The organism is Polynucleobacter campilacus, from assembly GCF_002206625.1.
Taxonomy (GTDB): Bacteria; Pseudomonadota; Gammaproteobacteria; order Burkholderiales; family Burkholderiaceae; genus Polynucleobacter; species Polynucleobacter campilacus.
Genome location: NZ_NGUP01000003.1, coordinates 296,286 through 320,262 on the forward strand (window position 1 = coordinate 296,286; position 23,977 = coordinate 320,262).

The following is a 23,977-nucleotide window of genomic DNA, read 5'->3' on the forward strand; positions in this document are numbered from 1 at the left end:
TATGTACACAAAACTTGCCCCCCAATTTGCAAATACTCCTGAAGGAATCGAGGCAGCTAGCATTCTGGGTAAATGTGTTCACTGTGGTTTTTGCACGGCTACTTGTCCAACCTATCAGATACTGGGTGATGAGCTTGATGGTCCGCGTGGCCGTATCTACCTCATCAAACAAATGGCCGAAGGTGCGGCACCTACAGAAAAAACTCGCCTGCATCTAGATCGTTGTCTGACTTGTCGTAATTGCGAAAGCACCTGCCCTAGCGGTGTGCAATACGGCAACTTAGTAGATATTGGCCGCAAATGGGCAGAAGAAAATACGCCCGCACGCCCCCTTGGTGAGCGCCTCACACGCTGGGCCTTAAAAGAAGGCTTAACAAAGCCGGCATTATTTAACTCAGCAATGACTTTAGGTCGTCTAGTGCGTCCATTAATGCCAAATGACATCAAACGCAAAATCCCAGAAGCCAGAAATAAAGTCTTGCATAGCTCAACAGATCCTTATTCAAGGCCTACAACTCAGCACGAACGCAAAATGCTGATTCTGGAGGGCTGTGTTCAACCCGGTATGTTGCCAAATATCAATTCTGCAACTGCAAGAGTTTTGGACGCATTAAAGGTTCAGCTGATTAGCGCTCCAAACGCAACTTGCTGTGGTGCCTTGCGTTATCACTTAAACGATCAAGCAGGTGGCTTAGAGAATGCCAAACAAAACATTGATGCCTGGTGGCCTTTAGTTGAAAGTGGTGTTGAAGCAATTGTGATGACGGCTTCTGGCTGTGGTGTGATGGTTAAGGATTATGGTCATCTCTTTGCAAATGACTCTGCCTATGCAGCTAAGGCCAAAAAGATCTCCCATCTAACTAAAGATATTTCTGAAATTCTGCCTGAGCTACAAAATGAATTGATTGGGATAGTTGGCACTGATCAAAAACCAGGCGTGGTTTACCACCCACCCTGCACTTTGCAGCATGGCCAACAAATTCGGGGCAAGGTAGAAGGTTTGCTATCGAGTATTGGTATCGGCGTTCGCTTGTGTGCTGATAGTCACCTGTGTTGTGGCTCTGCAGGCACCTATTCAGTAACTCAGCCTGAGCTCTCAGAGCAGTTACGTAAGAATAAGTTAAGCCATTTAAATGCTGCCTGTGAAGAATCTGGTGCACAAATTATTATCTCTGGAAATATTGGCTGCATTGCCCATCTTCAACAAGAAGATAAGCCAGTGCTACATTGGATTGAAGTTGTAGATCAATTAATTCGTAAATCTTCGAAGGCCCAATGAATTCTATTGTTGTTAACCTGATGCAGGTAAGGCAACGCATCGAGCTTGCTTGTTTAGCAGCAAAGCGTGAGCCTGAAGAAATAGAGCTCTTAGCGGTCAGCAAGACCTTCCCAGCACATGCAATTGAGGAAGCTATGCATGCAGGGCAATCTGCTTTTGGTGAAAACTACGTTCAAGAGGCTGTTGAAAAAATTACTCAACTCGCTAAATTGCGCCCTTGGCTAGTTTGGCACTTCATCGGCCCGCTTCAAAGTAATAAGACCAGAGAAGTTGCGGAACATTTTGATTGGGTTCATAGCGTTGACCGTCTCAAAATTGCAGAACGCCTCTCTGCTCAGCGTGGTGAATTTCCCAATCTTGCAGAATTACAACTGTGCGTTCAAGTCAATGTGAGTGATGAAGATAGTAAAAGCGGCGTACCCCTTTCTGAGGCTGAGACACTCTGTGAATCTATAGCTCAATTACCCAATGTCATTCTCAGAGGTTTAATGGCTATTCCGGCTCCAAGCGCAGATCCGAGCGAGCAGCGCAAAGCTTTTGCCCAAGTCCAAGATTGTTTTAAACGTATTCAAGCGTTCCGAGCAATAGATCCTCGGTATCAATTCTTTGATACCCTTTCTATGGGTATGTCTGATGATCTTGAGGCTGCCGTTGCCCAAGGCAGTACTATTGTTCGCGTAGGGACTGCCATTTTTGGGAAGCGCGATAAGATTAGCAAATGAGTACAAATCAGACCAGCCAAAATAATAGTAATGTGCACATCACCTTTATTGGTGGCGGTAACATGGGTCGCGCCCTGATTAGTGGCTTGCTTGCGAATGGATTTAACTCCAATCAAATTTCAGTAGTTGAAGCTAATGCAGTAACTGCCCTAAAGCTTCATGAAGACTTTGGTGTTCAAGGCATTGGTACTTTGGAGCAAATTACTTTTGATTTCTCAAAAAATAATGTCCTTGTCATGGCCATCAAACCACAGGACTTTAATGTTGTAGCTAAAGGCCTGGCTGCAAAGCTCAAGCATGCATCAGCACCAGGCCCACTGATTTTGAGTATTGCCGCTGGCATTCGTCTAAAAGATATGAGTCGCTGGCTAGACCATGCCCGCTGTGTCCGTGCTATGCCTAATACTCCCGCATTAATCGGTAAAGGAATTACTGGATTATTTGCTGATACAGCCGTAAACGAAGCTGATCGTGAACTTGCGCAAACTATCTGCAATGCAGTTGGCCAAAGCATTTGGGTATCTGAAGAGAAGCTCATGGATGCCGTTACGGCAGTTTCTGGCAGCGGCCCTGCTTATGTTTTTGCCTTTTTAGAAGCCATGCAATCGGCTGGTGAGAAATTAGGCCTAGATGAAAAGAGTGCTCGTAAACTAGCATATGCAACTCTTGAGGGCGCAACGCAACTCGCGCATAACTCTGATGAACATGCTGGCGTACTACGTGAACGCGTTACCTCTAAAGGTGGCACTACAGCAGCAGCACTTGAGGTCATGAAGCAAGAAGGTTGGAACGAGATTCTTGAAAAAGCGATTGATGCCGCAAGTCAGCGTGGCAAAGCAATGGGTGATGAACTGGGTAAGAGCTAATTACCCAAGTAACCCTTAGTGCAGACTAAGGCCAAGCACAATTCCGAGAAATAAAAATCCACCTAACCAGTTGTTATGGCGAAAAGCTGCAAAGCATTCTTCGCGTTTACGGGTAGAGATCAGCTTGAGGTGGTAAATAGCACAGGTTAAGGCTATAGACCATCCTATTAAAAAGTAATTACTCAAATTAGCTAATTGCGCTACCCAAATTTGACTGATAAACAAGATGACGTAACTTACTGCGATTGCCGCGACATCATATTGGCCAAAGGTAATTGCAGAGGTACGTAGACCTAATCGAAGATCATCTTCACGATCAACCATGGCATAAGCAGTGTCATATGCCATGGCCCAAAAAATATTTCCCACAAATAAGATCCAAGCTTCTAAAGGGATGTCATTCAAGATAGCTGCATAAGCCATGGGGATGCCAAAACCAAAAGCAATACCAAGCACTGCTTGGGGCATTGCAAAGAAGCGTTTAGTAAAGGGGTAAATGAAGGCTACTGCCAATGCAAAAAATGACAGTGTCTTCGTATAAGTATTGAGTGACTGAATCAGCAGGAAAGCAAGTAAAGCCAGAATTGCTGCAACTAGCAGCGCTTCCTTCCCTGAAATCTTGCCACTGGTTACGGGACGTCCTTGCGTTCTCAGCACATGAAGATCAAAGTTGCGATCAGCATAATCATTCATTGCACAACCCGCGCTACGCATTAAGAAAGTGCCGGCCACGAATATCAACAAGATTTTGAGGTCTGGCACACCACTACTGGCCAGCCATAAAGCCCAGAGAGTTGGCCATAAGAGTAATAAAGTACCAATTGGCTTATCTAGGCGAATCAGATAAGCGTATGAGATAAGGCGATCAATCAAGGACATAGGATAATTATCACGCCTTTAGAAATTCAGCGCGAGATCCAAGCCAACGCTCTAGATGGCGCTCTACTAAGTCAGTATGCTCCGCAAGCAATCGTTCAGCAGCTTGTTGAGCCAACTCAATCAACCAAGCATCGCGCTGTAAATCGACAAATCGCAACATGGCATCTCCAGATTGCTTGGCTCCGAGTAGCTCACCGGGACCACGCAGGGAAAGATCTCGCTCTGCGATCACAAAACCATCTGATACTTCACGCAATGTCTGTAAGCGCTCTTTTGCCGCCATAGATAAGGGTTCTGCATACATCAAGATGCAAACAGAGTCTGCAGAACCTCGGCCCACACGCCCACGCAATTGATGAATCTGGGCATAACCAAAGCGCTCGGCATGCTCAATCACCATGAGCGCCGCATTCGGCACGTCTACTCCCACTTCAATGACTGTAGTGGCTACCAACAATTGAATTTCGTTTGCCTTGAAGGCAGCCATCACCGCTGCTTTTTCTTCGGATTTTAAGCGGCCATGCACTAAGCCCACTTTAAAGTTAGGCAGGGCCTGCGTCAGTTGCTCATAACTTTCAACGGCAGTTTGTAACTGCAAGACTTCAGACTCCTCAATCAAAGGGCAAACCCAATAGGCTTGTAATCCCTTAGAGAGCCAACTTTGCAAGCCACCAATGACCTCATCACGACGACCAGCCTTCACTACCTTGGTAGTAATGGGTTTTCGACCAGGAGGTAACTCATCAATGACGGATACATCGAGGTCTGCGTAATACGTCATCGCTAATGTGCGTGGAATTGGTGTTGCCGACATCATTAATTGATGGCAATAGAACAATTCAGATCCAAGTCTTTGCTGAATTTCTAAACGCTGTCTCACACCGAAACGATGTTGCTCATCAATGACTGCTAATCCTAATTTGGAAAAACTCACGCTCTCCTGAATCAAGGCGTGGGTACCAATAATCAGTTGAGCATGACCACTCTCAATCATTTCTTGAGCCAGTCTTTTTTCTTTTGCTTTCAAGCTGCCGGATAGCCAAGCAATACGAACACCTAATGGTTCAAACCATTCCTTCATTTTTAAGTAATGTTGCTCGGCCAAGATTTCTGTGGGAGCCATGACTGCAGCCTGATAGCTATGATCCATCACCCTTGCAGCTGCTAACGCTGCGACTACCGTCTTGCCACTACCCACATCTCCTTGTAAGAGACGATTCATTGGGAACGATTTTTCTAGATCATGGCCAATCTCAGACCACACACGTTCTTGTGCAGTAGTGAGTTTGAAAGGCAAGGCCTTGAGTAAGCTCGCCTCAAGGCTTTTATCTTTTGACGGTTTTGCGAAACTCGGAGCATGCCGCTCTCTTCGAATAGCATGGGCACGCTTCAAGGAAATTTGCTGCGCCAGTAATTCTTCAAATTGTACGCGGCGCCATGCAGGATCAGTACGCTCCAATAATGCCTGGGTGTTGGCATTGGAAGGCGGTTGATGTAAATAAGTAATGGCCGCTTGCAAACTAGGCCAATCATTACTAGGAAGAAGTTCTGTCATTAACTTTTTGGGCAAGAACTCAGCCAAGCTATCTTGCAAACTAGGATCACGTAATGCTTGCGCAACTACTTTACGAATCACTGTTTGCGAAACACCAGCACTGGCTGGATAGACTGGAGTAAGACTCATTGGCAATGGAGCATCAGCCGCTACAGCCTTGACAGTGGGGTGGACCATTTCTGGGCCCTGAAATCCTTCCCGCACCTCACCACGAACTCGTATATGAACGCCCACTGCCATTTGTTTTTGCTGGCTGGGATAGAAATTGAGGAAACGAAGCTGCAAAATCTCGGTCTCATCTTCAATGGTGACCAACATCTGCCTTCTCGGTCTAAATAGGACCTGATTCCGGATCACAACCCCTTGGGTCTGGACTGAGCCAAATCTGCCCTGACTGAGAGCCTCCTCAATTGTGAATAGCTCAGTCTCGTCTTCATAGCGAGATGGAAGATGCAAAGCAAGGGCCATGGGGCTGTCTAAACCCATTTTTTGGAGTGTGCTTGGCGCTTGTTTGGTAGTCATCGTTAAAATCTAATACCTGATGGTAATGCTATGCAACTTTCTGACTTCAATTACGAACTTCCTGCCGATCTAATTGCCCAACACCCTTTGGCAAATAGAACCGATAGCCGCCTCCTCGAGGTCAAGGCTGAGAGGGGAAATCACGCCCAGCTAATAGATCGCCAGTTTAAAGACATCCTAAACATTATCAAGCCAGGGGATTTATTGGTATTCAACGATACCAAGGTAATCCCTGCACGTCTTCATGGCAAAAAAGAGACCGGTGGAATTGTCGAGCTACTCATCGAACGAATTAGTGGCGATATGCAAGCTTGGGTCCAAATTAGGGCGTCCAAGGTTCCTAAGACTGGCTCCATTGTTTATATACACAACCAATCTGGAGAAACTTTCCCAGTGGAGATGATTGGACATGATGGCCGCTTTTACGAAGTACGCTTCCCAGAAAATATATTTGAGTTGCTCGAACGCTTCGGTGAGTTACCGCTCCCGCCTTATATTGAACATCAACCCGATGGTGAGGACGCACAGCGTTATCAAACTGTAGTTGCTAAAAATCCAGGTGCAGTAGCAGCGCCTACCGCAGGGCTTCACTTTGATGAAAAGATTTTGCAGCAATTAAAAGACTTAGGGGCGCATCTAGCATCAATCACTCTTCATGTCGGAGCGGGAACCTTTACCCCGGTTCGCGAAGAAGATCTCTCAAAACACAAAATGCATCACGAGTGGTTCTCTATCCCGCAAGAAACTTTGCAAGCGATTGAAAAAACCAAACAACAAGGCGGGCGGGTCATCGCCGTTGGCACCACTAGCCTGAGAGCCCTAGAAAGCCAGGCCCTCAATCAACATAGCAGCGGCGAGACCAACCTCTTTATCACCCCAGGCTTTGAGTTCAAAACCGTGGATTGTTTGCTGACAAACTTTCATCTGCCAAAATCTACCCTATTAATGTTGGTGAGTGCTTTTGCAGGCATGGGCAATATTCGCGCCGCCTACCAACATGCCATTGATCAAAAGTATCGTTTCTTTAGTTACGGAGATGCGATGTTTCTAAGCCGACTTGAGAATACAAATTCATGACCAAACCTGTTCACTTTAATATTTTGGCGCGCGACTCGCAAAGCCCTGCTCGTCTTGGTCAACTTGATCTTCCACACGGCAGTGTGCAAACACCAATCTTTATGCCAGTTGGAACTTACGGTACTGTAAAAGCAATGACGCCACGTGACCTCAATGAAGCAAAAGCGCAGATTATTTTAGGTAACACTTTTCATCTTTGGCTGCGCCCAGGTTTAGAGGTCATCAAAAAACATGGTGGACTGCATCGCTTCATGGCTTGGGACAAACCAATCCTGACTGACTCTGGTGGCTTTCAGGTATTTAGCTTGGGGGCGCTTCGCAAAATCTCTGAGGAAGGTGTGACTTTTTCATCACCGATTAATGGCGACAAGCTTTTTATGTCACCAGAAGTATCTATGGAAATTCAAGCGGTACTAAATAGCGATATCGCTATGCAGTTTGATGAATGCACTCCTTATGAAATCAAAGGCCAACCTACTTCAGAAAAAACTGCTCGTGCATCGCTAGAAATGTCGCTTCGCTGGGGCGATCGTTCACTCAAACGCTTTCGGGAACTTAATACTGGCAACGGTCTATTTGGCATCGTTCAGGGTGGTATGTTTGAGAATCTCAGAGAATTTTCTTTAGATGCGGTAAGTCAACAGGGCTTTGATGGTATTGCCATCGGAGGTCTATCGGTTGGCGAGCCCAAACCAGAGTTCGAGCGTATTTTGCATTTCACAGCGCCCAAGTTGCCAGAGCATATGCCGCACTACCTCATGGGAGTGGGCACGCCTGAGGATCTCATGTTGGGCGTCAGCCTTGGCATTGATATGTTTGATTGTGTAATGCCTACCCGCAATGCGCGCAATGGATGGCTATTCACCCGCTTTGGTGACCTCAAATTACGCAATTCCGGGTACAAGGATGATGATCGGCCGCTAGACCCTACCTGCGTCTGCTATACCTGCCAAAACTTCACTAGATCATACTTAAATCACCTTCAAAAGGCTAATGAGATCCTAGGATCCCAGCTCAACACGATCCATAACTTGTCGTACTACCTCCAGCTCATGACTGAAGTGAGAGAGGCCTTAAGTAAAGACCGTTTTAGCGCCTATCGCGAGGAATTTCACCAGAATCGCCAGCGTGGTGTTGAGCCTGGGCAGGATTAATAACCCTACGAAGGCCTATACCCCTCCAAATCACCTCCAAAGCCACACACAGTTTAGAATTGCGGGTTTAGGGCTTTACTTAAAAGTCTAAAACTAAAAGCAGTTTCCAAATAGTCTTTAACGGAGGTTTTATATGTGGATTAGTAACGCTTTTGCCCAAGCTCCAGCTGCGGGCCCAGATTCTGGTGGCTTGATGAGTTTCCTACCATTGGTTTTGATGTTTGCAGTGTTGTATTTCATCATGATTCGCCCACAAATGAAGCGTCAAAAAGAAACTAAAGCCATGCTTGAAGCTTTAGCAGTTGGCGATGAAGTGGTTACAGTAGGCGGCATCATGGGCAAAGTAACTGCGTTAAAAGACGCAGTAGTTACTGTTGAAATTTCCGCCGGCACTGAAGTCCAATTACAAAAAGGTGCCATCACTAATGTATTGCCAAAAGGCACATTAAAGTCTGCTTAATACGCTTGTTTAAAAGTATCTCGATATGAATCGCTACCCTCTCTGGAAATATCTAGTAATCGCCTTTGCCTTAATGATCGGCGGGCTATATTCATTACCCAATTTCTATGGTGAGGCTCCAGCGGTTCAGATCTCTTCCGCCAAACCAACCATTAAGGTTGATTTGGCGACACAAGCTCGCGTTGAAAAGATTTTGTCTGATGCCGATATCAGCAACACTGGGGTTTTCTTTGAGAATGCTACAAATGTAGGCTCCATCAAAATTCGCTTCAACAATACAGACATCCAACTGCGCGCTCGCGATCTCCTGCAGCAAAAAATCAATCTTGATCAAAATGATCCTAATTTCACAGTTGCACTAAATCTCTTATCCAATACTCCAGGTTGGTTAAGCGCGATCAATGCGCTACCAATGCCTTTGGGTCTTGACTTGCGAGGTGGCGTGTATTTCCTCCTACAGGTAGACATGAAAGGCGCAGTACAAAAGAAGGTAACTTCTTTAGCAACCGATATTCGCAGTCAATTGCGTGATAAGAATATTCGTCATCAGGGTATTGAACGCGGTGCTGATAGCATCACCATTAATTTTGGCAGCACTACTGATGCTGATGCCGCTCGTACAGTTTTACTCTCCGCTCAACCGGATCTCATTTGGCAAGTAAAACCTGCCGGTCTGTCGCCAAAGTTAGTTGGTGAATTTAAGCCAACGGCATTAAAAGAAGTACAAGACAGCGCGGTTAAACAAAACATCATCACCTTAAATAAACGCGTGAATGAGTTAGCTGTTAAAGAACCTGTCATTCAACAACAAGGTGCTGAGCGCATCGTGGTGCAGTTACCAGGCGTTCAAGATACCGCTCGTGCCAAAGATATTATTGGTCGCACAGCAACACTAGAATCCCGTCTAGCCGATCCATCGGTCTCTACCATCGGTCTTGGTGAAACCCCACCTCCAGGCACGGATACCTTCCGCTTTGGAGAAAGCCGCTTAGGCGTCTTTAAGAAGTCAGTCATTTTCAGCGGCGATCGCATTACTGACGCGAGTGCTGGCTTTGATCAAAATCAACGTCCTGCTGTAAATATCTCTCTTGATGCTGCTGGTGGTCGGGTGATGCAAGAGGTCACTCGCGAGAACTTGGGCAAGCCAATGGGCATGATTCTCTTTGAAAAAGGAAAAGGGGAAGTTCTCACCATTGCCACCATACAAGGCGAATTTGGCTCAAAGTTCCAGATTACAGGTCAGCCAACTACTGCAAGCGCAAATGACTTAGCGCTTTTGCTTCGCGCCGGCTCTCTCGCCGCACCAATGGAAATCATTGAAGAGCGCACGATTGGACCAAGCCTGGGTGCAGAAAATATTGAAAAGGGATTTAAATCCCTCTTAATCGGCTTTGGCGCAATTGCTATTTTTATGATCGGTTACTACTTGCTGTTTGGCACATTCTCAGTCATTGCGTTGGCAGTGAACTTGCTCCTACTGATCTCTGTGCTGTCGATGCTGCAAGCCACCCTTACTTTGCCAGGCATCGCTGCGATGGCCCTAGCACTCGGCATGGCGATTGACTCAAACGTTTTAATTAATGAACGTATTCGTGAAGAATTACGTAGTGGAGCCGCACCACAAACTGCCATTGCCGTTGGCTTTGATAAAGCATGGGCAACTATTTTGGATTCCAACGTGACTACCTTAATTGCGGGTCTAGCCCTCTTAGCATTTGGCTCCGGTCCCATTAAAGGCTTTGCGGTGGTTCACTGCTTAGGTATTTTAACTTCCATGTTCTCAGCCGTCTTCTTCTCACGCGGTCTTGTTAATCTCTGGTATGGCAGACACAAGAAGGTTCAAAAACTTGCTATCGGCCAAGTTTGGCGCCCACAGGAGAAATAAGCCATGGAATTTTTTCGGATCAAAAAAGATATCCCCTTCATGCGCCATGCCTTGGCGCTCAATGCGATTTCTTTAATTACCTTCTTAGCTGCAGTCTTCTTCTTGTGGCAAAACGGTTTACACCTTTCGATTGAGTTCACAGGCGGCACGGTTATGGAGGTGAGTTATCCTCAATCCGCCCCACTAGATTCCATTCGTGCCAAGGTTGAGAAATTAGGTTACACAGATACGCAGATCCAGAACTTTGGTAGTTCACGCGACATCATGATTCGCCTGCCTTTGCAAAAAGATGCTGAAGGCAAGCTGATTTCTTCTGCAGACCAAAGCGCAGCGGTAATGCAGGTGCTTGAGCCAGCCAGTAGCGGAGCCAAGCTACAACGTGTAGAGTTCGTTGGCCCTCAAGTGGGTGAAGAGCTGGCATTGGATGGTTTGAAGGCCTTAATCTTTGTGATTATCGGTATTGTGATCTACCTCTCCTTCCGCTTTGAGTGGAAGTTTGCTTTGGCTGGCATCATCGCAAACTTGCACGACATCGTGATCATCTTGGGCTTCTTTGCTTTCTTCCAATGGGAGTTCTCACTCTCTGTCTTGGCAGCAGTGCTTGCCGTTTTAGGTTACTCCGTCAATGAATCTGTAGTGATCTTTGACCGTATTCGTGAAAACTTCCGCAAATATCGCAAGATGGATACCCGCGAGATTATCGACAATGCAATTACCAGCACAATCAGTCGCACCGTAATTACTCACGGCAGTACTGAAATGATGGTTCTAGCGATGCTCATCTTTGGTGGTCCAACCTTGTTCTACTTTGCCCTGGCGCTGACTATCGGTATTTTGTTTGGCATTTACTCTTCTGTATTCGTTGCCGCAGCCTTAGCAATGTGGCTGGGAGTAACACGTGAAGATTTGGCGAAGGGTGATAAAAAGCCGGATGACACTACCCGTAATGATGATCCTAATTTCGGGGCGCGCGTTTAAGTCAATCGGACTTAATTTAAAGAGAAGTCTTGTTGCTCAAGAACAGCTAATATTCGCCCAGTTGCGCCTTGATGTTCGATTGAGTAAGCTTTTGCCGCGTCACTCATTCTGCTAAGCTCAGCAGCATTCAAGAGCAAAGCCTTTAGGGCCTCCATTAAGGTAATTGACTCACCCAGCAATGGATCCCCTTCGATGCGCTTAGCAGCACCAGCTTGAATTGCATCTAGGGAGGCTTGCTGAAAGTTATAGGTGTAAGCACCTAATAAAACTGGGCATCCAGCTGCGCAAGCCTCTATCAAGTTTTGACCTCCAAATGGTAAGAGACTGCCGCCCATTACTACTAAATCAGCAGCACTGTAATACATGGGCATTTCACCCATGGAGTCACCCAACACTATATCCAAGCCATGACAATCTCTAGGCGTCCCAGACCACTCACTTCGACGACGAAACTTCAAGCCAGCCGCATGAATGGCATCTGCAACTTCTGTAAATCGCTCAGGGTGGCGAGGTACCAAGCAGAGTAATGGAGCAGGCCCAAAAGAATGACTCAATAGCAAATCTTTCCATACCTTCAGAATGATTTCCTCTTCCCCATCACGTGTGCTGGCAGCACAGACCATTAAACGCTTACTATCATGCAATTCTTTTTTCCATAACTTGCCTTGCTCCACCAATTTCACATCAAGCGGAACATCAAACTTGAGGTTACCGACGATGCTAATATTTTTCACACCAAGACTGCGGTAACGTTCTGCATCAAAATCCGTTTGCGCCAAGATGCCTGCAAAGGCTTGAAATAATGAGCAGCCTGCTTTACCAAAGCGGCTTACGCGGCGTGCACTTCTTTCTGAGAGGCGAGCATTTACCAAGAACAACGGTAAGCCAATTTCTGCACAACGAAAAATAACCGTTGGCCACGCTTCAGTTTCCATAAAGAGACCAAGCTTAGGTTTGAAAGAATTCAAAAAATGTTCAACTGACCAACAAAGGTCATAAGGTAGGTAAACCTGACGTATCTGGCCAGCAGCAATTTGCTTGGCGAATAATTGTTTGCCTGTACGACGACCATTCAAAGTCATATGCGTTAGCAAAATAGTTTCGCCCCGCGCAAGATAGGCTTCAATTAATGGCTGAGCAGCACGCGTCTCGCCAACTGATACGGCATGAATCCAAATGGATCCTTGGGTAATCGGTTTGTCATACCCAAAACCGAGACGCTCTGGGATGTGGTGCAAATATGCAAAAGAATGGCGAGCGCGCCATGCTAGGCGAACAAAAGCCAATGGCAATAAGAGATGCCACAGCAATTGATAAACAGCAAACCAGACTAGGGGGCGTGCCCCATAACCTGAATTGGAGTGCACGCTCACTTTTTGAGACGTTCGGTCAATTCAACCGCCTTGCCTAAATAAGAAGATGGGGTCATTTCAAGCAAACGTGATTTAGCATCTTCTGGAATCTTTAAGCCACGGATGAAGTTTTGTAAATCTGCTTGATTAATTCCTTTACCACGAGTCAACTCTTTTAACTGCTCGTATGGGTTCTCAATGCCGTAGCGACGCATGACAGTTTGCACTGGCTCAGCCAATACTTCCCAGCAGGAATCTAAATCCGCTGCAATTGCAGCATGATTTACTTCTAACTTACCAAGGCCCCGTAAGGCACTGTCATGAGCTAATACGCTATGGCCAAATGCTGGACCTAAATTACGCAGAACTGTTGAGTCAGTAAGGTCACGCTGCCAACGAGAAATTGGTAGCTTTTCTGCAAGGTGGCGCAGCAAGGCATTTGCAACCCCTAAGTTACCTTCCGAGTTTTCAAAATCAATCGGGTTCACTTTATGTGGCATGGTCGATGAACCAATCTCACCAGCCTTAGTGCGCTGCTTAAAATAACCCACAGAAATATAAGCCCAGAAATCTCGATCCATATCCAATAGGATGGTGTTGGCACGGGCAATCGCATCAAACAACTGCGCCATACCATCATGCGGCTCAATCTGAATGGTGTAAGGATTGAAAGTTAAACCCAGGCGCTTCTCAACTACATTTTTGGAGAAATTTTCCCAATCAAAATCTGGGTAAGCAGATAAATGCGCATTGTAATTACCTACCGCACCATTCATCTTGCCTAGCAATGGAACAGCAGCAATGGAATCAATTGCACGCTCTAAACGTTTTGCGATATTGGCAATTTCTTTACCAAGTGTGCTTGGTGAAGCAGGCTGACCATGAGTGCGCGATAGCAAGGGTACCTTAGCATTTTCCAAAGCAAGATCAGTTAATACCGAAAGTACTTTTCGCAGTTGCGGCAAGAGTACTTCATCACGTGCACCGCGCAGCATCAAACCATGCGAAGTGTTATTAATATCTTCAGAAGTGCAAGCAAAGTGAATGAACTCACTGGCCTTTAAGAGATCGGGGCGCCCTGCTACTTTTTCTTTTAGGAAATATTCAACTGCTTTGACATCATGATTAGTGACAGCTTCAATATCTTTAATGCGCTGAGCATCGACATCCGAGAAAGTCTCTGGCAGCGATAGCAAGAAAGCTTCATCGGCTGAATTGATTTTTGGTACATCAGGAAGACCGGCAGCCGCCAAGGCCAATAGCCAATGAATTTCCACAAACACGCGCTGGCGCATAAAAGCCGCTTCAGAAAGCCAAGGGCGCAGAGCATCAAGCTTGCTGGCATAACGGCCATCCAAGGGGGAAAGGGCATTAAGGGTAGAAAGCGGCTGACTCACGAATATGGCCTTTGCATTGAATACATCAATAAAAGCTCATTTTAATGCGTTCCGGACTCCAGCACGCCCCCATCAGGATAGCTATACTGTGGCCTATGAAAATAATCGGATCCCTCACCAGCCCCTATGTACGTAAAGTACGCATCGTTTTTTCAGAGAAAAAGGTCGATGTTGACCTTGAATTAGAGAACGTTTGGGCTGCAGACACCAAAATAGCCATTTCTAACCCCCTAGGCAAGGTTCCCTGCCTTATTCTCGAAGATGGCGAGGCCATCTACGACTCTCGCGTCATTGCTGAATACGCTGATGCCCTAAGCCCTGTGAGCAAGCTCATTCCGGCTGATAGCCGTGAACGTGCAAGCGTAAAAACCTGGGAAGCTCTGGTTGACGGAATCATGGATGCCGGTATTTTGGCCCGCCTCGAGCGCACTTGGCGCCCAGCCGAACTTCAGAGTTCAGCTTGGGTCGATCGCCAAATGGGCAAGATTCAAAACTCTCTGCGTCAAATGTCTGAGGTCTTGGGTGAGAATGCCTGGTGTCACGGTAACCAAATCACACTTGCTGACATTGCAACAGGTTGCGCACTTGGTTGGTTATTACTGCGCTTTCCAGATGTGAAATGGCAAGTGCAATATCCAAACTTAGATCGCCTCTACCAAAAGTTGTTGCAGCGACCTTCTTTTGCCGAAACTGAACCGCCAGCAGCGTAAATCAGTTTTCACTTGTTTATTGGGATTAGGCGGAAATAATTCCGCCGCCCAAACAAATATCGCCGTCGTATAAAACAGCAGATTGCCCTGGTGTTACTGCCCATTGCGCTTCTAAAAAACTCAAACTGAAGTTCAAAGGTGTATCACCTGTATTCAATACACACGCTGAATCCACTTGACGATAACGCGTCTTAGCAGAGTAATTTCCAGCGCTAGGAGCAGATCCTGCAATCCAACTCGCATCGATAGCCTCTAGCCTATTAGCCAAGAGCCACGGGTGTTCATGGCCCTGAGCCACATATAGGGTGTTATTTGCCATATCCTTGCGCGCAACATACCAAGCATCGCCATTGCCATCCTGACTACCGCCTAGACCAATCCCTTTACGCTGCCCTAAGGTGAAAAAAGCCAGCCCCATATGTTCTCCAACGGTCTTACCATCAGGGGTTTTAATTAGCCCAGGCGTACGCGGCAAATAACGATTTAAGAATTCTCGAAATGGGCGCTCACCAATAAAACAAATTCCAGTGCTATCTTTTTTACGTGCATTGTGTAAACCAATTTTTTCAGCAATCTTGCGCACTTCTGTTTTCGGAATATCCCCTAATGGAAATAAAACATTTGCTAATTGTTGTTGCGTTAAGCGATGCAAAAAATAACTTTGGTCTTTGCTCGCATCAACAGCTTTTAATAATTGAACTTTGCCGGCCTCATGGCGCACTCTGGAATAGTGCCCCGTAGCAATAGCATCAGCACCCAAACTCATGGCATGGTCTAAAAAAGCTTTGAATTTAATTTCAGCGTTACAGAGAACATCAGGATTGGGAGTTCGCCCAGCAGCGTATTCACGCAAAAACTCAGCAAATACCCGTTCACGGTATTCCGCAGCAAAATTGACTGCCTCGACATCGATTCCAATCATATCGGCCACTGAGACGACATCAAGCCAATCCTGGCGGGCAGAGCAATATTCGTCGCTATCGTCATCTTCCCAATTTTTCATAAACAGGCCGATAACCTCATAACCCTGCTCTTTCAGCATCCAGGCTGCCACGGACGAATCTACCCCTCCAGACATGCCAATAACGACTTTCTTAGGCTTTTTAGGGGGGGAGTACGGAAGAATTAGGCCGGCTCATCAAAAAAATGCGAAAATACTTTGTAGACAGATAAACCCCATTGTAGAAGTCTCAACCAGACTTCGCATGATTTTAGGCAAAACCATAGCCGGCAGACCTGGGGACTCAGTAAATAGGTAAAACCTACCCTGTTTATCTATAAAATAGACTTTTAAAAATTTTGCTTTTGGAGACATGCCATGCGCATAGGAGTGCCGCTGGAAACAAGGTCCGAGGAAACTCGAGTAGCCGCAACACCAGAAACCGTAAAAAAACTGATCAGCCAAGGTCATTCCGTCGTCATTCAAAAAGACGCTGGTGTGCAAGCTAGCCAACCAGACTCTGCATATGAAGCAGTAGGCGCCAGTATTGGTAGCGCTGCTGATGCATTCGGAGCAGAAATTGTTTTGAAGGTGCGCGCTCCTGAAGCCGCCGAACTCAAGCAAATTAAATCTGGCAGCGTATTAATCGGCATGCTTGACCCGTTTGATAACGACAACATTGCTGCAATGGCCGCACAAGGTGTAACCGCATTTTCATTAGAAGCTGCGCCACGCACTACCCGTGCTCAGAGCATGGACGTCTTGTCTTCACAGGCAAATATTGCTGGTTACAAGTCCGTCATGATTGCCGCCAATGAATATCAACGTTTCATGCCAATGCTCATGACGGCTGCAGGTACTGTGAAAGCTGCGCGTGTATTAATTTTGGGAGCTGGTGTTGCCGGCTTACAAGCTATCGCAACTGCTAAACGTTTAGGTGCTGTGATTGAAGCATCTGACGTACGTCCTGCAGCTAAAGAGCAAATTGAATCTTTGGGCGCTAAATTTGTTGACGTTCCTTATGAAACAGAGGAAGAGCGTGAAATTGCTAAAGGTGTTGGCGGCTATGCCCGTCCTATGCCAGAAGCTTGGATGAAGCGTCAAGCGGCTTTGGTTGCTGAACGCGCCCAGCAAGCTGATATTGTGATTACTACTGCCTTGATTCCAGGACGTAAGCCACCAGTTCTCTTGCATAGCGATACCGTTGCAAACATGAAGCCGGGCTCTATCGTGATTGATATTGCTGCAGGTCGTGGTGATAACGGTTCTGGTAACTGCCCACTCACGCAAGCTGACAAAATTGTTCAAGTCAATGGCGTCAAGATTGTTGGTTATACCAATCTTGCAAGCATGGTTGCAGCAGATGCATCAGCACTCTATGCGCGTAACTTGATCGACTTCATGAAATTGATTGTTGATAAAGATGCGAAACTCGTTATCCCCGCTGATGACGACATCGTGACTGCCTGCTTAATGTGTCGCGATGGTCAAGCCGTCCGTAAAAACTAATATAAGAAATTTAGACTAAGGAAATATCATGGATCTCGCTGCCTTTCAAAGCATCCTCACAGTCCAAAACATCACTGTGTTTGTGTTGGCTATTTTTGTTGGCTACCACGTAGTTTGGAACGTTACTCCTGCATTGCACACTCCATTAATGGCCGTTACTAACGCCATCTCTGGAATCATCATTGTTGGCGCACTTCTACAAACTGAAGTCATCGGTGGCGATGAAATCACCCTTACCAGCATTATTGGTGCGGTCGCAGTATTCCTAGCTTCCATCAATATTTTTGGTGGCTTTATGGTCACCCGTCGCATGCTGGAGATGTTTAAGAAGAAAGCTCCTAAAGCGGATGCGGCTGGAACTAAATAAAACTAGAACAAGATCCTCATAGAGATTTAAAGAGACCAAAAAATGTTAAACATAACTGCAATTTCCTATCTCATTTCATCGGTGTTGTTTATCCTAGCTTTGCGTGGACTTTCTTCACCAACTACTTCACGCCAAGGCAATACTTTCGGCATGATTGGCATGCTGCTTGCTGTCATTACGACATTCCTTATTCCTGACTTTAAGCCAGTCTTTTCGCTGATCATTGCTGCAATTGTTGGTGGCGCAATTATCGGTGTGATTGCAGCTAAACGAGTGCAAATGACCAAGATGCCTGAGCTAGTGGCCTTGATGCACTCATTTGTAGGTTTGTCAGCTGTATTGATTGCTATTGCTGCCGTATTTAATCCTGCGCAAGACCATACTGGCGCGCAGAAGATTGAACTCTTTATTGGCGCATTTATTGGCGCGATTACTTTTACTGCTTCTATCATTGCTTTTGGTAAGTTATCAGGCAAGGTCAGTGGTAAGCCAGTCACCTTCTCTGGTCAGCACTTGCTCAACTTGATCTTAGCTATTTCGATGGTTGGCGCAGGCTTTGCTTATTACATGGGTGATAGCCACGCAGCCTTCTTGGCCATGTGTGCAATTGCTTTGGTATTAGGCGTCACTTTGATCATCCCAATCGGCGGCGCTGATATGCCGGTTGTAGTGTCGATGCTTAATAGCTATTCTGGTTGGGCAGCAGCAGGTATTGGCTTTACTTTGAACAACCCTGTGTTGATTATTGCTGGTGCTTGTGTGGGCTCTTCAGGCGCAATTCTGTCTTACATCATGTGTAAGGCAATGAATCGCTCTATCGTTGCAGTATTACTTGGCGGCTTCGGTGCTGAGGCTGCTGCAAGCGGTGATGATGATAGCGGTCCAAAGAACTACAAAACAGGCTCCCCAGAAGATGCGGCTTTCTTGATGACCAACGCAGACACCGTAATCATTGTTCCGGGTTATGGTCTTGCAGTTGCTCGTGCTCAGCATGCTTTGAAAGAGTTAACTGAAAAGTTGACTCATCATGGTGTAACTGTAAAGTATGCGATTCACCCAGTTGCTGGTCGTATGCCTGGCCACATGAACGTACTCTTGGCCGAAGCTGAAGTTCCATACGATCAAGTGTTTGAGATGGAAGATATCAACAGCGATTTTGGCCAAGCCGACGTAGTGTTAGTACTTGGTGCTAACGACGTGGTGAACCCAGCAGCTCGTACGCCAGGTAGCCCAATTTTCGGCATGCCTATTTTGGAAGCGTTCAAAGCAAAAACAATCATCGTCAATAAGCGCTCGATGGCTGCTGGATATGCTGGCCTTGATAACGAACTCTTCTACATGGATAAAACCATGATGGTCTTCGGTGATGCAAAGAAGGTTGTAGAAGACATGGTTAAGGCTGTTGAATAAGAGCTTCATTTAGTCACCTAACCGCCTACGGGCGGTTTTTTATTGCGCTAAGATATGCTCAGAGAAGTCCAAATAGACCGAGGCAATATGCACAACAAACAACTTCCACTTATCTCTATTCTCTGCATCTGCAATATGCTGTGGATTGGGGTAGCTAACGCTCAAGCCAACTATCCCAGCCGGACTATTCAAACAATCATGCCCTTACAAGCTGGCAGTGGCGTTGATATCTTGATGCGCCCCATTACCCAAAAAATGAGTGAAAACTTAGGTCAGGCAATCACGATCGAAAATATTCCCGGAGGCGCAGGCTTAATTGGATCCGCCAAGGTAGCGCAGAGCCCCTCTGATGGTTATGTTTTAGGCGCATTTAATGACAGCATCCTGACGATGTTGCCCAATCTTTATAAAAAGGTTGACTACGATCCTGTCCAAAGCTTTACACCAATCTCTGAAGTGGCTGCCATTACTTTCGTTTTAGTAGCTAATCCATCTTTTCCTGGAAGTACCGCAGCTGACTTAGTACGTATTGCCAAAGATAAACCTGGGAAGATTGACTATGCTTCTGGGGGTAACGGATCTCCACAACATATCGGTATGGAAATTTTTCGTCAGTACACCGGCGCCCCAATAGTCCACATTCCCTATCGCGGTGCTGCCGCTGCTGTTACCGATGTTATGGCGGGCCAAGTACCAGTCATGATTAGTGCGTTATCAGTTGTACTCCCGCATATTCGAGCTGGTAAGCTAAAAGTACTAGGGGTTGCTAGCAAAACTCGCTCCCCGCTGTTACCAAACTCTCCAACGATTAGCGAGAGTGTTAAAGGCTACGAGTTCTCAACCTGGGGTGCACTCTTAGCACCCAAAGGTACGTCTCCAGCCATCATTGAAAAACTAAACGAGTCTTTAACGGCTGCTCTCAAAGATCAAAAGTTACGTGAACAACTAGTACAACAAGGATTTGAATTCGTACCGCTTGGTCCAGATCATCTAAAAGAAATGATTACACAAGGTCTAGCAAAGATGAAGAAGGTCATCAAGGATGGCGGGATTCAGCCGGATTAGAACCTGTTCTATCAATCTCTTATTGATTAATAAAAAACGCCTGGTCTTTTGAACCAGGCGTTTTAGTTTCTACAGCTAGAGGCTGGAGAGGTGAGGCAATTACATCATGCCGCCCATACCACCCATACCGCCCATACCACCCATATCTGGCATACCGCCGCCAGCTGAGTCATCTTTTGGTGCTTCGCAGATAGCGCAATCAGTAGTCAACAATAAGGCCGCAACAGAGGCTGCATTTACTAATGCAGTTTTTGTCACCTTAGTTGGATCGATTACACCTTGAGCTACGAGGTCACCGTATTCGCCAGTAGCGGCGTTGTAACCGTTATTGCCCTTGCTAGCCAATACCGCATTTACAACAACGCTTGCTTCGTCACCAGCGTTAGATACGATGATACGTAATGGCTCTTCCATGGCGCGCAACACGATACTGATGCCAGCATCTTGATCTGCGTTATCGCCTTTTAAGCCTTTAATGCCTTGCATAGCGCGTATTAAAGCTACGCCGCCGCCAGGAACAATGCCTTCTTCAACAGCTGCACGAGTTGCATGCAACGCGTCGTCAACACGGGCCTTCTTCTCTTTCATCTCAACTTCGGTAGCAGCGCCCACACGAATTACTGCAACACCGCCAGCCAATTTGGCAACGCGCTCTTGCAATTTTTCTTTATCGTAGTCACTAGTTGCTTCGTCGATCTGAACACGAATATTCTTCACGCGGGCTTCGATTGCTTTAGCATCGCCAGCACCGTCAATGATGATGGTGTTTTCTTTGCCAATTTCAATGCGCTTCGCTTGACCTAGGTGCTCAAGAGTTGTTTTCTCAAGCGTGAGGCCAATTTCTTCAGCAATCACTGTACCGCCAGTCAAAATGGCAATATCTTCTAACATTGCTTTACGACGATCACCAAAGCCTGGAGCTTTCACAGCACAGGTCTTGATAATGCCGCGAATGTTGTTCACAACCAAAGTTGCCAAAGCTTCGCCCTCAACATCTTCTGCAATGATCAGCAAAGGACGGCCAGACTTAGCAACTTGCTCGAGTACTGGGAGCAAATCACGAATATTACTTACTTTCTTATCAAACAAGAGAACGTATGGGCTTTCCAATACGGCAACTTGCTTTTCAGGTTGGTTGATAAAGTAAGGAGAAAGGTAGCCACGATCAAACTGCATACCTTCAACTACTTCAAGCTCATCCTCTAAAGACTTGCCATCTTCAACAGTAATCACACCTTCTTTACCTACTTTTTCCATTGCTTCAGCAATACGCTGACCAATGCTGTGATCACTGTTAGCCGAAATAGAACCAACTTGAGCGATTTCTTTAGTAGTTGTGCAAGGCTTGCTGATTTTTGCGAGCTCTGCAATAGCAGCAGTAACAGCCTTATCAATACCGCGCTTCAAATCCATTGGGTTATGGCCTGAAACTACATACTTCATGCCTTCGCGCACGATAGACTGAGCTAATACAGTAGCGGTAGTTGTACCGTCACCAGCGATGTCAGCAGTCTTGGAAGCAACTTCCTTCACCATCTGTGCGCCCATGTTCTGTAGCTTGTCTTTGAGTTCGATTTCTTTTGCTACGGATACACCATCTTTAGTCACAGTTGGACCGCCGAATGAACGCTCCATTACAACGTTACGACCTTTTGGTCCTAAGGTAGTTTTTACTGCGTTTGCGAGAATGTTTACGCCTTCTACCATTTTGGTACGGGCGCTATCTCCAAATACAACGTCTTTTGCTGCCATGATTGAATTCCTCTCTTAGATACTGAAATTACTTCTGCACAACAGCCATGATGTCTTCTTCGCGCATGACGAGAAGCTCATCGCCGTCGACCTTGACTGTTTGGCCTGCATATTTACCAAATAACACGCGATCGCCTACTTTGACATCCGGTGCATTTAATTTGCCGCTGTCATCGCGCTTGCCTGGGCCTACTGCCAAAATTTCGCCTTGATCTGGCTTTTCTGCAGCAGCATCAGGAATGATGATTCCGGAAGCAGTTTTTGATTCTTGATCTAAACGCTTGATGATTACGCGATCATGTAAGGGACGCAAATTCATCTCTTCTCCTATGTTAGTAAGTGTTAACTAATTAAATTTCTATATAAATCAATGCTTTATAATCTCTTCACACAAAACTAAGGCAGCTTCATTTAAAAATCAGCCATTTTTAGCACTCATGTGTTGGGAGTGCTGATTATATAGGTCTGATCCCCGGGATTTCAAGGGCGGGGGCATAAATTCTTAGGTAATTGGCTCTTATTTATAATGGGGACAGGCTGGTAGGGTAATTCCTACAGATAAATCAGCCTTAAGCCCTTACCGCTCCAATCCGTCCTGCCTAGACTGGACAGTCACCGATTGGAGAATGCTGATGAGCCCGAAATCCCGGCTGTACACGCTTGTAAAGGCCTGGAAGAACAAACCCTTCCAAGAAGTCCGCGACGCCTGTGGCGCGCCCTGGCTTGGCATTAGTAGCCACGCCCTAGAAGAACACCAATCCTGGTCCAAGCGACAAGCGATTAGCCATGAACCCATTTTTAACTGCAAGGGAACAAAACTGACCGGCTCTTTATTTAGACCACTACTGGCTGCCTCTGATATGCAATTACTGCGTTTATTTATGGAAGGCCTAGATACGATTGCCTACTGGTATCGCAGCGGTCGTTTTATTCCAGGTATTTTGCCCTTGCCAACAAATGTAATTGCCTCTAGTGATTACATCGATGCGTTGAGTGATTTAATTCTGAACTCACGACTACCAGTAGGTCTTATTACTTTAGGAATTCCATCGCTGCCCGAATGGGAGATTGCTGATGCCTATCAGGAGGGTTTATTGCGGATGCGCAGACTGGGCGTCTTGCTGCACTTCATGAGTTTCTCAGGAAGCGAAGAGCAGTTGCACTGGATTTCTGAAATGAAAATGGATGGTATTCACATCGACATGAGCAAGCTCCGCGACAAAATGCCATCAGACAGTATGGTTGCCCAGCTAAGACAGTCACCCTATTCGCCTACACAAATTTACGGAAGTCATGTTGGTCTTATCAAAGACCTAGAACACGCATCCGCATTGCAAATGAATCATTGCTACGGCGGCCTGATGATGTCACCACTGAGCCGACATCAGATGCTCCAGATAAACGATAGCCGTATCGCTAAGGCTATTTTTTCGCTGCACCCTCATCCACAACCCAACCAAAATGGAGACAAGTAATGAGAAAACGCGTGATGTTGGTAGATGACCATCCGGCTATGCTGATGGCTCTTAAAAGTATGTTGCAAGATCAGTTGTTATTTGAAATAGCAGGACAAGCCCAGAATGGAGAAGAATGTCTCCGATCCATGAAAGAGATGAATCCCAATATGGTGATTCTAGATCTCGATATGCCCAAGACCGATGGCTTTGATGTCATTCGACGCATTGGACTGATGTATCCAGATGTCCGAATCCTAGTGCTATCCAGCATGGATGAGGCAGTTTATGGAGGGAGGGTTCGCTCACTTGGTGGACACGGCTTTGTCAATAAAACAGCAGGTGCTGATGTTATTTTGGCCGCCTGCGTTGCTATCTCACAAGGCTATAACTTTTTCACCCATGGAAAAAATGGTAACAGCTCATTAAGCGACAACGATAAACTGGCACTCATTTCTGATCGTGAATTACAAGTCATGAAGTACCTTGGTAAAGGCAATACCAATCAGCAAATTTCAGATATTTTACACATCAGTAATAAGACTGTAGCCACTTATAAGACTAGGGTTTTTGACAAGCTCGGTATCAACAATATTGCTGACTTAATCTTGTTCTGCCGCATGAATAAGATTATCGAAAGCTAA

22 protein-coding genes are annotated in these 23,977 nt (G+C 46.1%); 15 read left to right on the forward strand and 7 right to left on the reverse strand.

From position 1 onward, the window contains the following. Window position 1: 1 nt before the first annotated feature. The 3 genes from glcF to proC are packed head-to-tail and all read left to right on the forward strand — an operon-like array spanning window position 2 to window position 2,867. A complete protein-coding gene (gene glcF / locus CBI31_RS04930) occupies window positions 2-1,279 on the forward strand; it encodes a glycolate oxidase subunit GlcF (RefSeq protein WP_088525292.1) in 1,278 nt (425 codons plus the stop codon). Continuing rightward, window positions 1,276-2,001 (forward strand): YggS family pyridoxal phosphate-dependent enzyme, encoded by a 726-nt coding sequence (locus CBI31_RS04935; RefSeq protein ID WP_088525293.1) that lies wholly within the window; start codon window positions 1,276-1,278, stop codon window positions 1,999-2,001. Before glcF ends, CBI31_RS04935 begins: the two co-directional genes overlap by 4 nt. Then, window positions 1,998-2,867, forward strand: a complete 870-nt coding sequence (proC, locus tag CBI31_RS04940) for a pyrroline-5-carboxylate reductase (protein ID WP_088525294.1) — start codon at window positions 1,998-2,000, stop codon at window positions 2,865-2,867. Before CBI31_RS04935 ends, proC begins: the two co-directional genes overlap by 4 nt. 15 nt (window positions 2,868-2,882) lie before the next feature. On the opposite strand, the gene ubiA is transcribed toward proC, so the two are convergent. Both ubiA and recG read right to left on the reverse strand, forming a co-directional pair. Continuing rightward, on the reverse strand, window positions 2,883-3,746 hold the full coding sequence (ubiA, locus tag CBI31_RS04945) for a 4-hydroxybenzoate octaprenyltransferase (protein ID WP_088525295.1): 864 nt from the start codon (window positions 3,744-3,746) through the stop codon (window positions 2,883-2,885). Between the two features lie 10 nt (window positions 3,747-3,756). Continuing rightward, on the reverse strand, window positions 3,757-5,823 hold the full coding sequence (gene recG / locus CBI31_RS04950) for an ATP-dependent DNA helicase RecG (RefSeq protein ID WP_088525296.1): 2,067 nt from the start codon (window positions 5,821-5,823) through the stop codon (window positions 3,757-3,759). Window positions 5,824-5,853: 30 nt separating this feature from the next. Between recG and queA the strand changes: the two genes are divergently transcribed. The 5 genes from queA (at window position 5,854) to secF (ending at window position 11,377) form a co-directional block, all read left to right on the forward strand. Next, a complete protein-coding gene (gene queA / locus CBI31_RS04955; RefSeq protein WP_088525297.1) occupies window positions 5,854-6,900 on the forward strand; it encodes a tRNA preQ1(34) S-adenosylmethionine ribosyltransferase-isomerase QueA in 1,047 nt (348 codons plus the stop codon). Continuing rightward, entirely contained in the window at window positions 6,897-8,054 is a 1,158-nt protein-coding gene (tgt, locus tag CBI31_RS04960) for a tRNA guanosine(34) transglycosylase Tgt (protein WP_088525298.1), read from the forward strand. Before queA ends, tgt begins: the two co-directional genes overlap by 4 nt. A 133-nt stretch (window positions 8,055-8,187) precedes the next feature. Beyond that, a complete protein-coding gene (gene yajC / locus CBI31_RS04965; protein WP_087909480.1) occupies window positions 8,188-8,514 on the forward strand; it encodes a preprotein translocase subunit YajC in 327 nt (108 codons plus the stop codon). 25 nt (window positions 8,515-8,539) lie between these two features. Continuing rightward, on the forward strand, window positions 8,540-10,399 hold the full coding sequence (gene secD, locus CBI31_RS04970; RefSeq protein WP_088525299.1) for a protein translocase subunit SecD: 1,860 nt from the start codon (window positions 8,540-8,542) through the stop codon (window positions 10,397-10,399). Between the two features lie 3 nt (window positions 10,400-10,402). Then, the gene (secF, locus tag CBI31_RS04975; RefSeq protein WP_088525300.1) at window positions 10,403-11,377 is read left to right on the forward strand and encodes a protein translocase subunit SecF; all 975 of its coding nucleotides are present in this window, start codon (window positions 10,403-10,405) and stop codon (window positions 11,375-11,377) included. 11 nt (window positions 11,378-11,388) lie between these two features. On the opposite strand, the gene CBI31_RS04980 is transcribed toward secF, so the two are convergent. After that, window positions 11,389-12,750, reverse strand: a complete 1,362-nt coding sequence (locus tag CBI31_RS04980; protein WP_088525301.1) for a 3-deoxy-D-manno-octulosonic acid transferase — start codon at window positions 12,748-12,750, stop codon at window positions 11,389-11,391. Further along, window positions 12,747-14,126, reverse strand: a complete 1,380-nt coding sequence (gene purB, locus CBI31_RS04985; protein WP_088525302.1) for an adenylosuccinate lyase — start codon at window positions 14,124-14,126, stop codon at window positions 12,747-12,749. Before purB ends, CBI31_RS04980 begins: the two co-directional genes overlap by 4 nt. A 95-nt stretch (window positions 14,127-14,221) precedes the next feature. Here purB and CBI31_RS04990 point away from each other — a divergent pair, with 95 nt between their 5' ends. Continuing rightward, window positions 14,222-14,836 (forward strand): glutathione S-transferase N-terminal domain-containing protein, encoded by a 615-nt coding sequence (locus CBI31_RS04990; protein ID WP_088525303.1) that lies wholly within the window; start codon window positions 14,222-14,224, stop codon window positions 14,834-14,836. 25 nt (window positions 14,837-14,861) lie between these two features. Here the strand turns inward: CBI31_RS04990 and mnmA are convergent, their stop codons facing one another. Further along, window positions 14,862-15,962, reverse strand: coding sequence for a tRNA 2-thiouridine(34) synthase MnmA (gene mnmA, locus CBI31_RS04995; RefSeq protein WP_276207132.1), 1,101 nt, complete (start codon window positions 15,960-15,962; stop codon window positions 14,862-14,864). 192 nt (window positions 15,963-16,154) lie between these two features. On the opposite strand from mnmA, the gene CBI31_RS05000 reads away from it, so the two are divergent. From CBI31_RS05000 to CBI31_RS05015, 4 genes are all read left to right on the forward strand, one after another. Then, entirely contained in the window at window positions 16,155-17,285 is a 1,131-nt protein-coding gene (locus CBI31_RS05000; RefSeq protein WP_088525305.1) for a Re/Si-specific NAD(P)(+) transhydrogenase subunit alpha, read from the forward strand. 28 nt (window positions 17,286-17,313) lie between these two features. Further along, the gene (locus CBI31_RS05005; RefSeq protein ID WP_011903634.1) at window positions 17,314-17,652 is read left to right on the forward strand and encodes a proton-translocating transhydrogenase family protein; all 339 of its coding nucleotides are present in this window, start codon (window positions 17,314-17,316) and stop codon (window positions 17,650-17,652) included. Between the two features lie 42 nt (window positions 17,653-17,694). Further along, a complete protein-coding gene (locus CBI31_RS05010; protein ID WP_088525306.1) occupies window positions 17,695-19,062 on the forward strand; it encodes an NAD(P)(+) transhydrogenase (Re/Si-specific) subunit beta in 1,368 nt (455 codons plus the stop codon). Between the two features lie 87 nt (window positions 19,063-19,149). Continuing rightward, on the forward strand, window positions 19,150-20,127 hold the full coding sequence (locus CBI31_RS05015) for a Bug family tripartite tricarboxylate transporter substrate binding protein (protein ID WP_161491183.1): 978 nt from the start codon (window positions 19,150-19,152) through the stop codon (window positions 20,125-20,127). 99 nt (window positions 20,128-20,226) lie between these two features. Here CBI31_RS05015 and groL read toward each other — a convergent pair whose 3' ends face one another. Together groL and CBI31_RS05025 are read right to left on the reverse strand one after the other, a co-directional pair. Beyond that, window positions 20,227-21,879, reverse strand: a complete 1,653-nt coding sequence (gene groL, locus CBI31_RS05020; protein WP_088525308.1) for a chaperonin GroEL — start codon at window positions 21,877-21,879, stop codon at window positions 20,227-20,229. A 28-nt stretch (window positions 21,880-21,907) separates the two neighbouring features. After that, entirely contained in the window at window positions 21,908-22,198 is a 291-nt protein-coding gene (locus tag CBI31_RS05025) for a co-chaperone GroES (RefSeq protein WP_088525309.1), read from the reverse strand. 313 nt (window positions 22,199-22,511) lie between these two features. Between CBI31_RS05025 and CBI31_RS05030 the strand changes: the two genes are divergently transcribed. Beyond that, window positions 22,512-23,354, forward strand: a complete 843-nt coding sequence (locus tag CBI31_RS05030) for a diguanylate phosphodiesterase (RefSeq protein ID WP_088525310.1) — start codon at window positions 22,512-22,514, stop codon at window positions 23,352-23,354. Beyond that, window positions 23,354-23,977 carry a response regulator transcription factor gene (locus tag CBI31_RS05035; RefSeq protein WP_088525311.1) on the forward strand — a complete coding sequence of 208 codons (624 nt, stop codon included), beginning with the start codon at window positions 23,354-23,356 and terminating at the stop codon, window positions 23,975-23,977. The genes CBI31_RS05030 and CBI31_RS05035 overlap by 1 nt, the downstream gene beginning before the upstream one ends.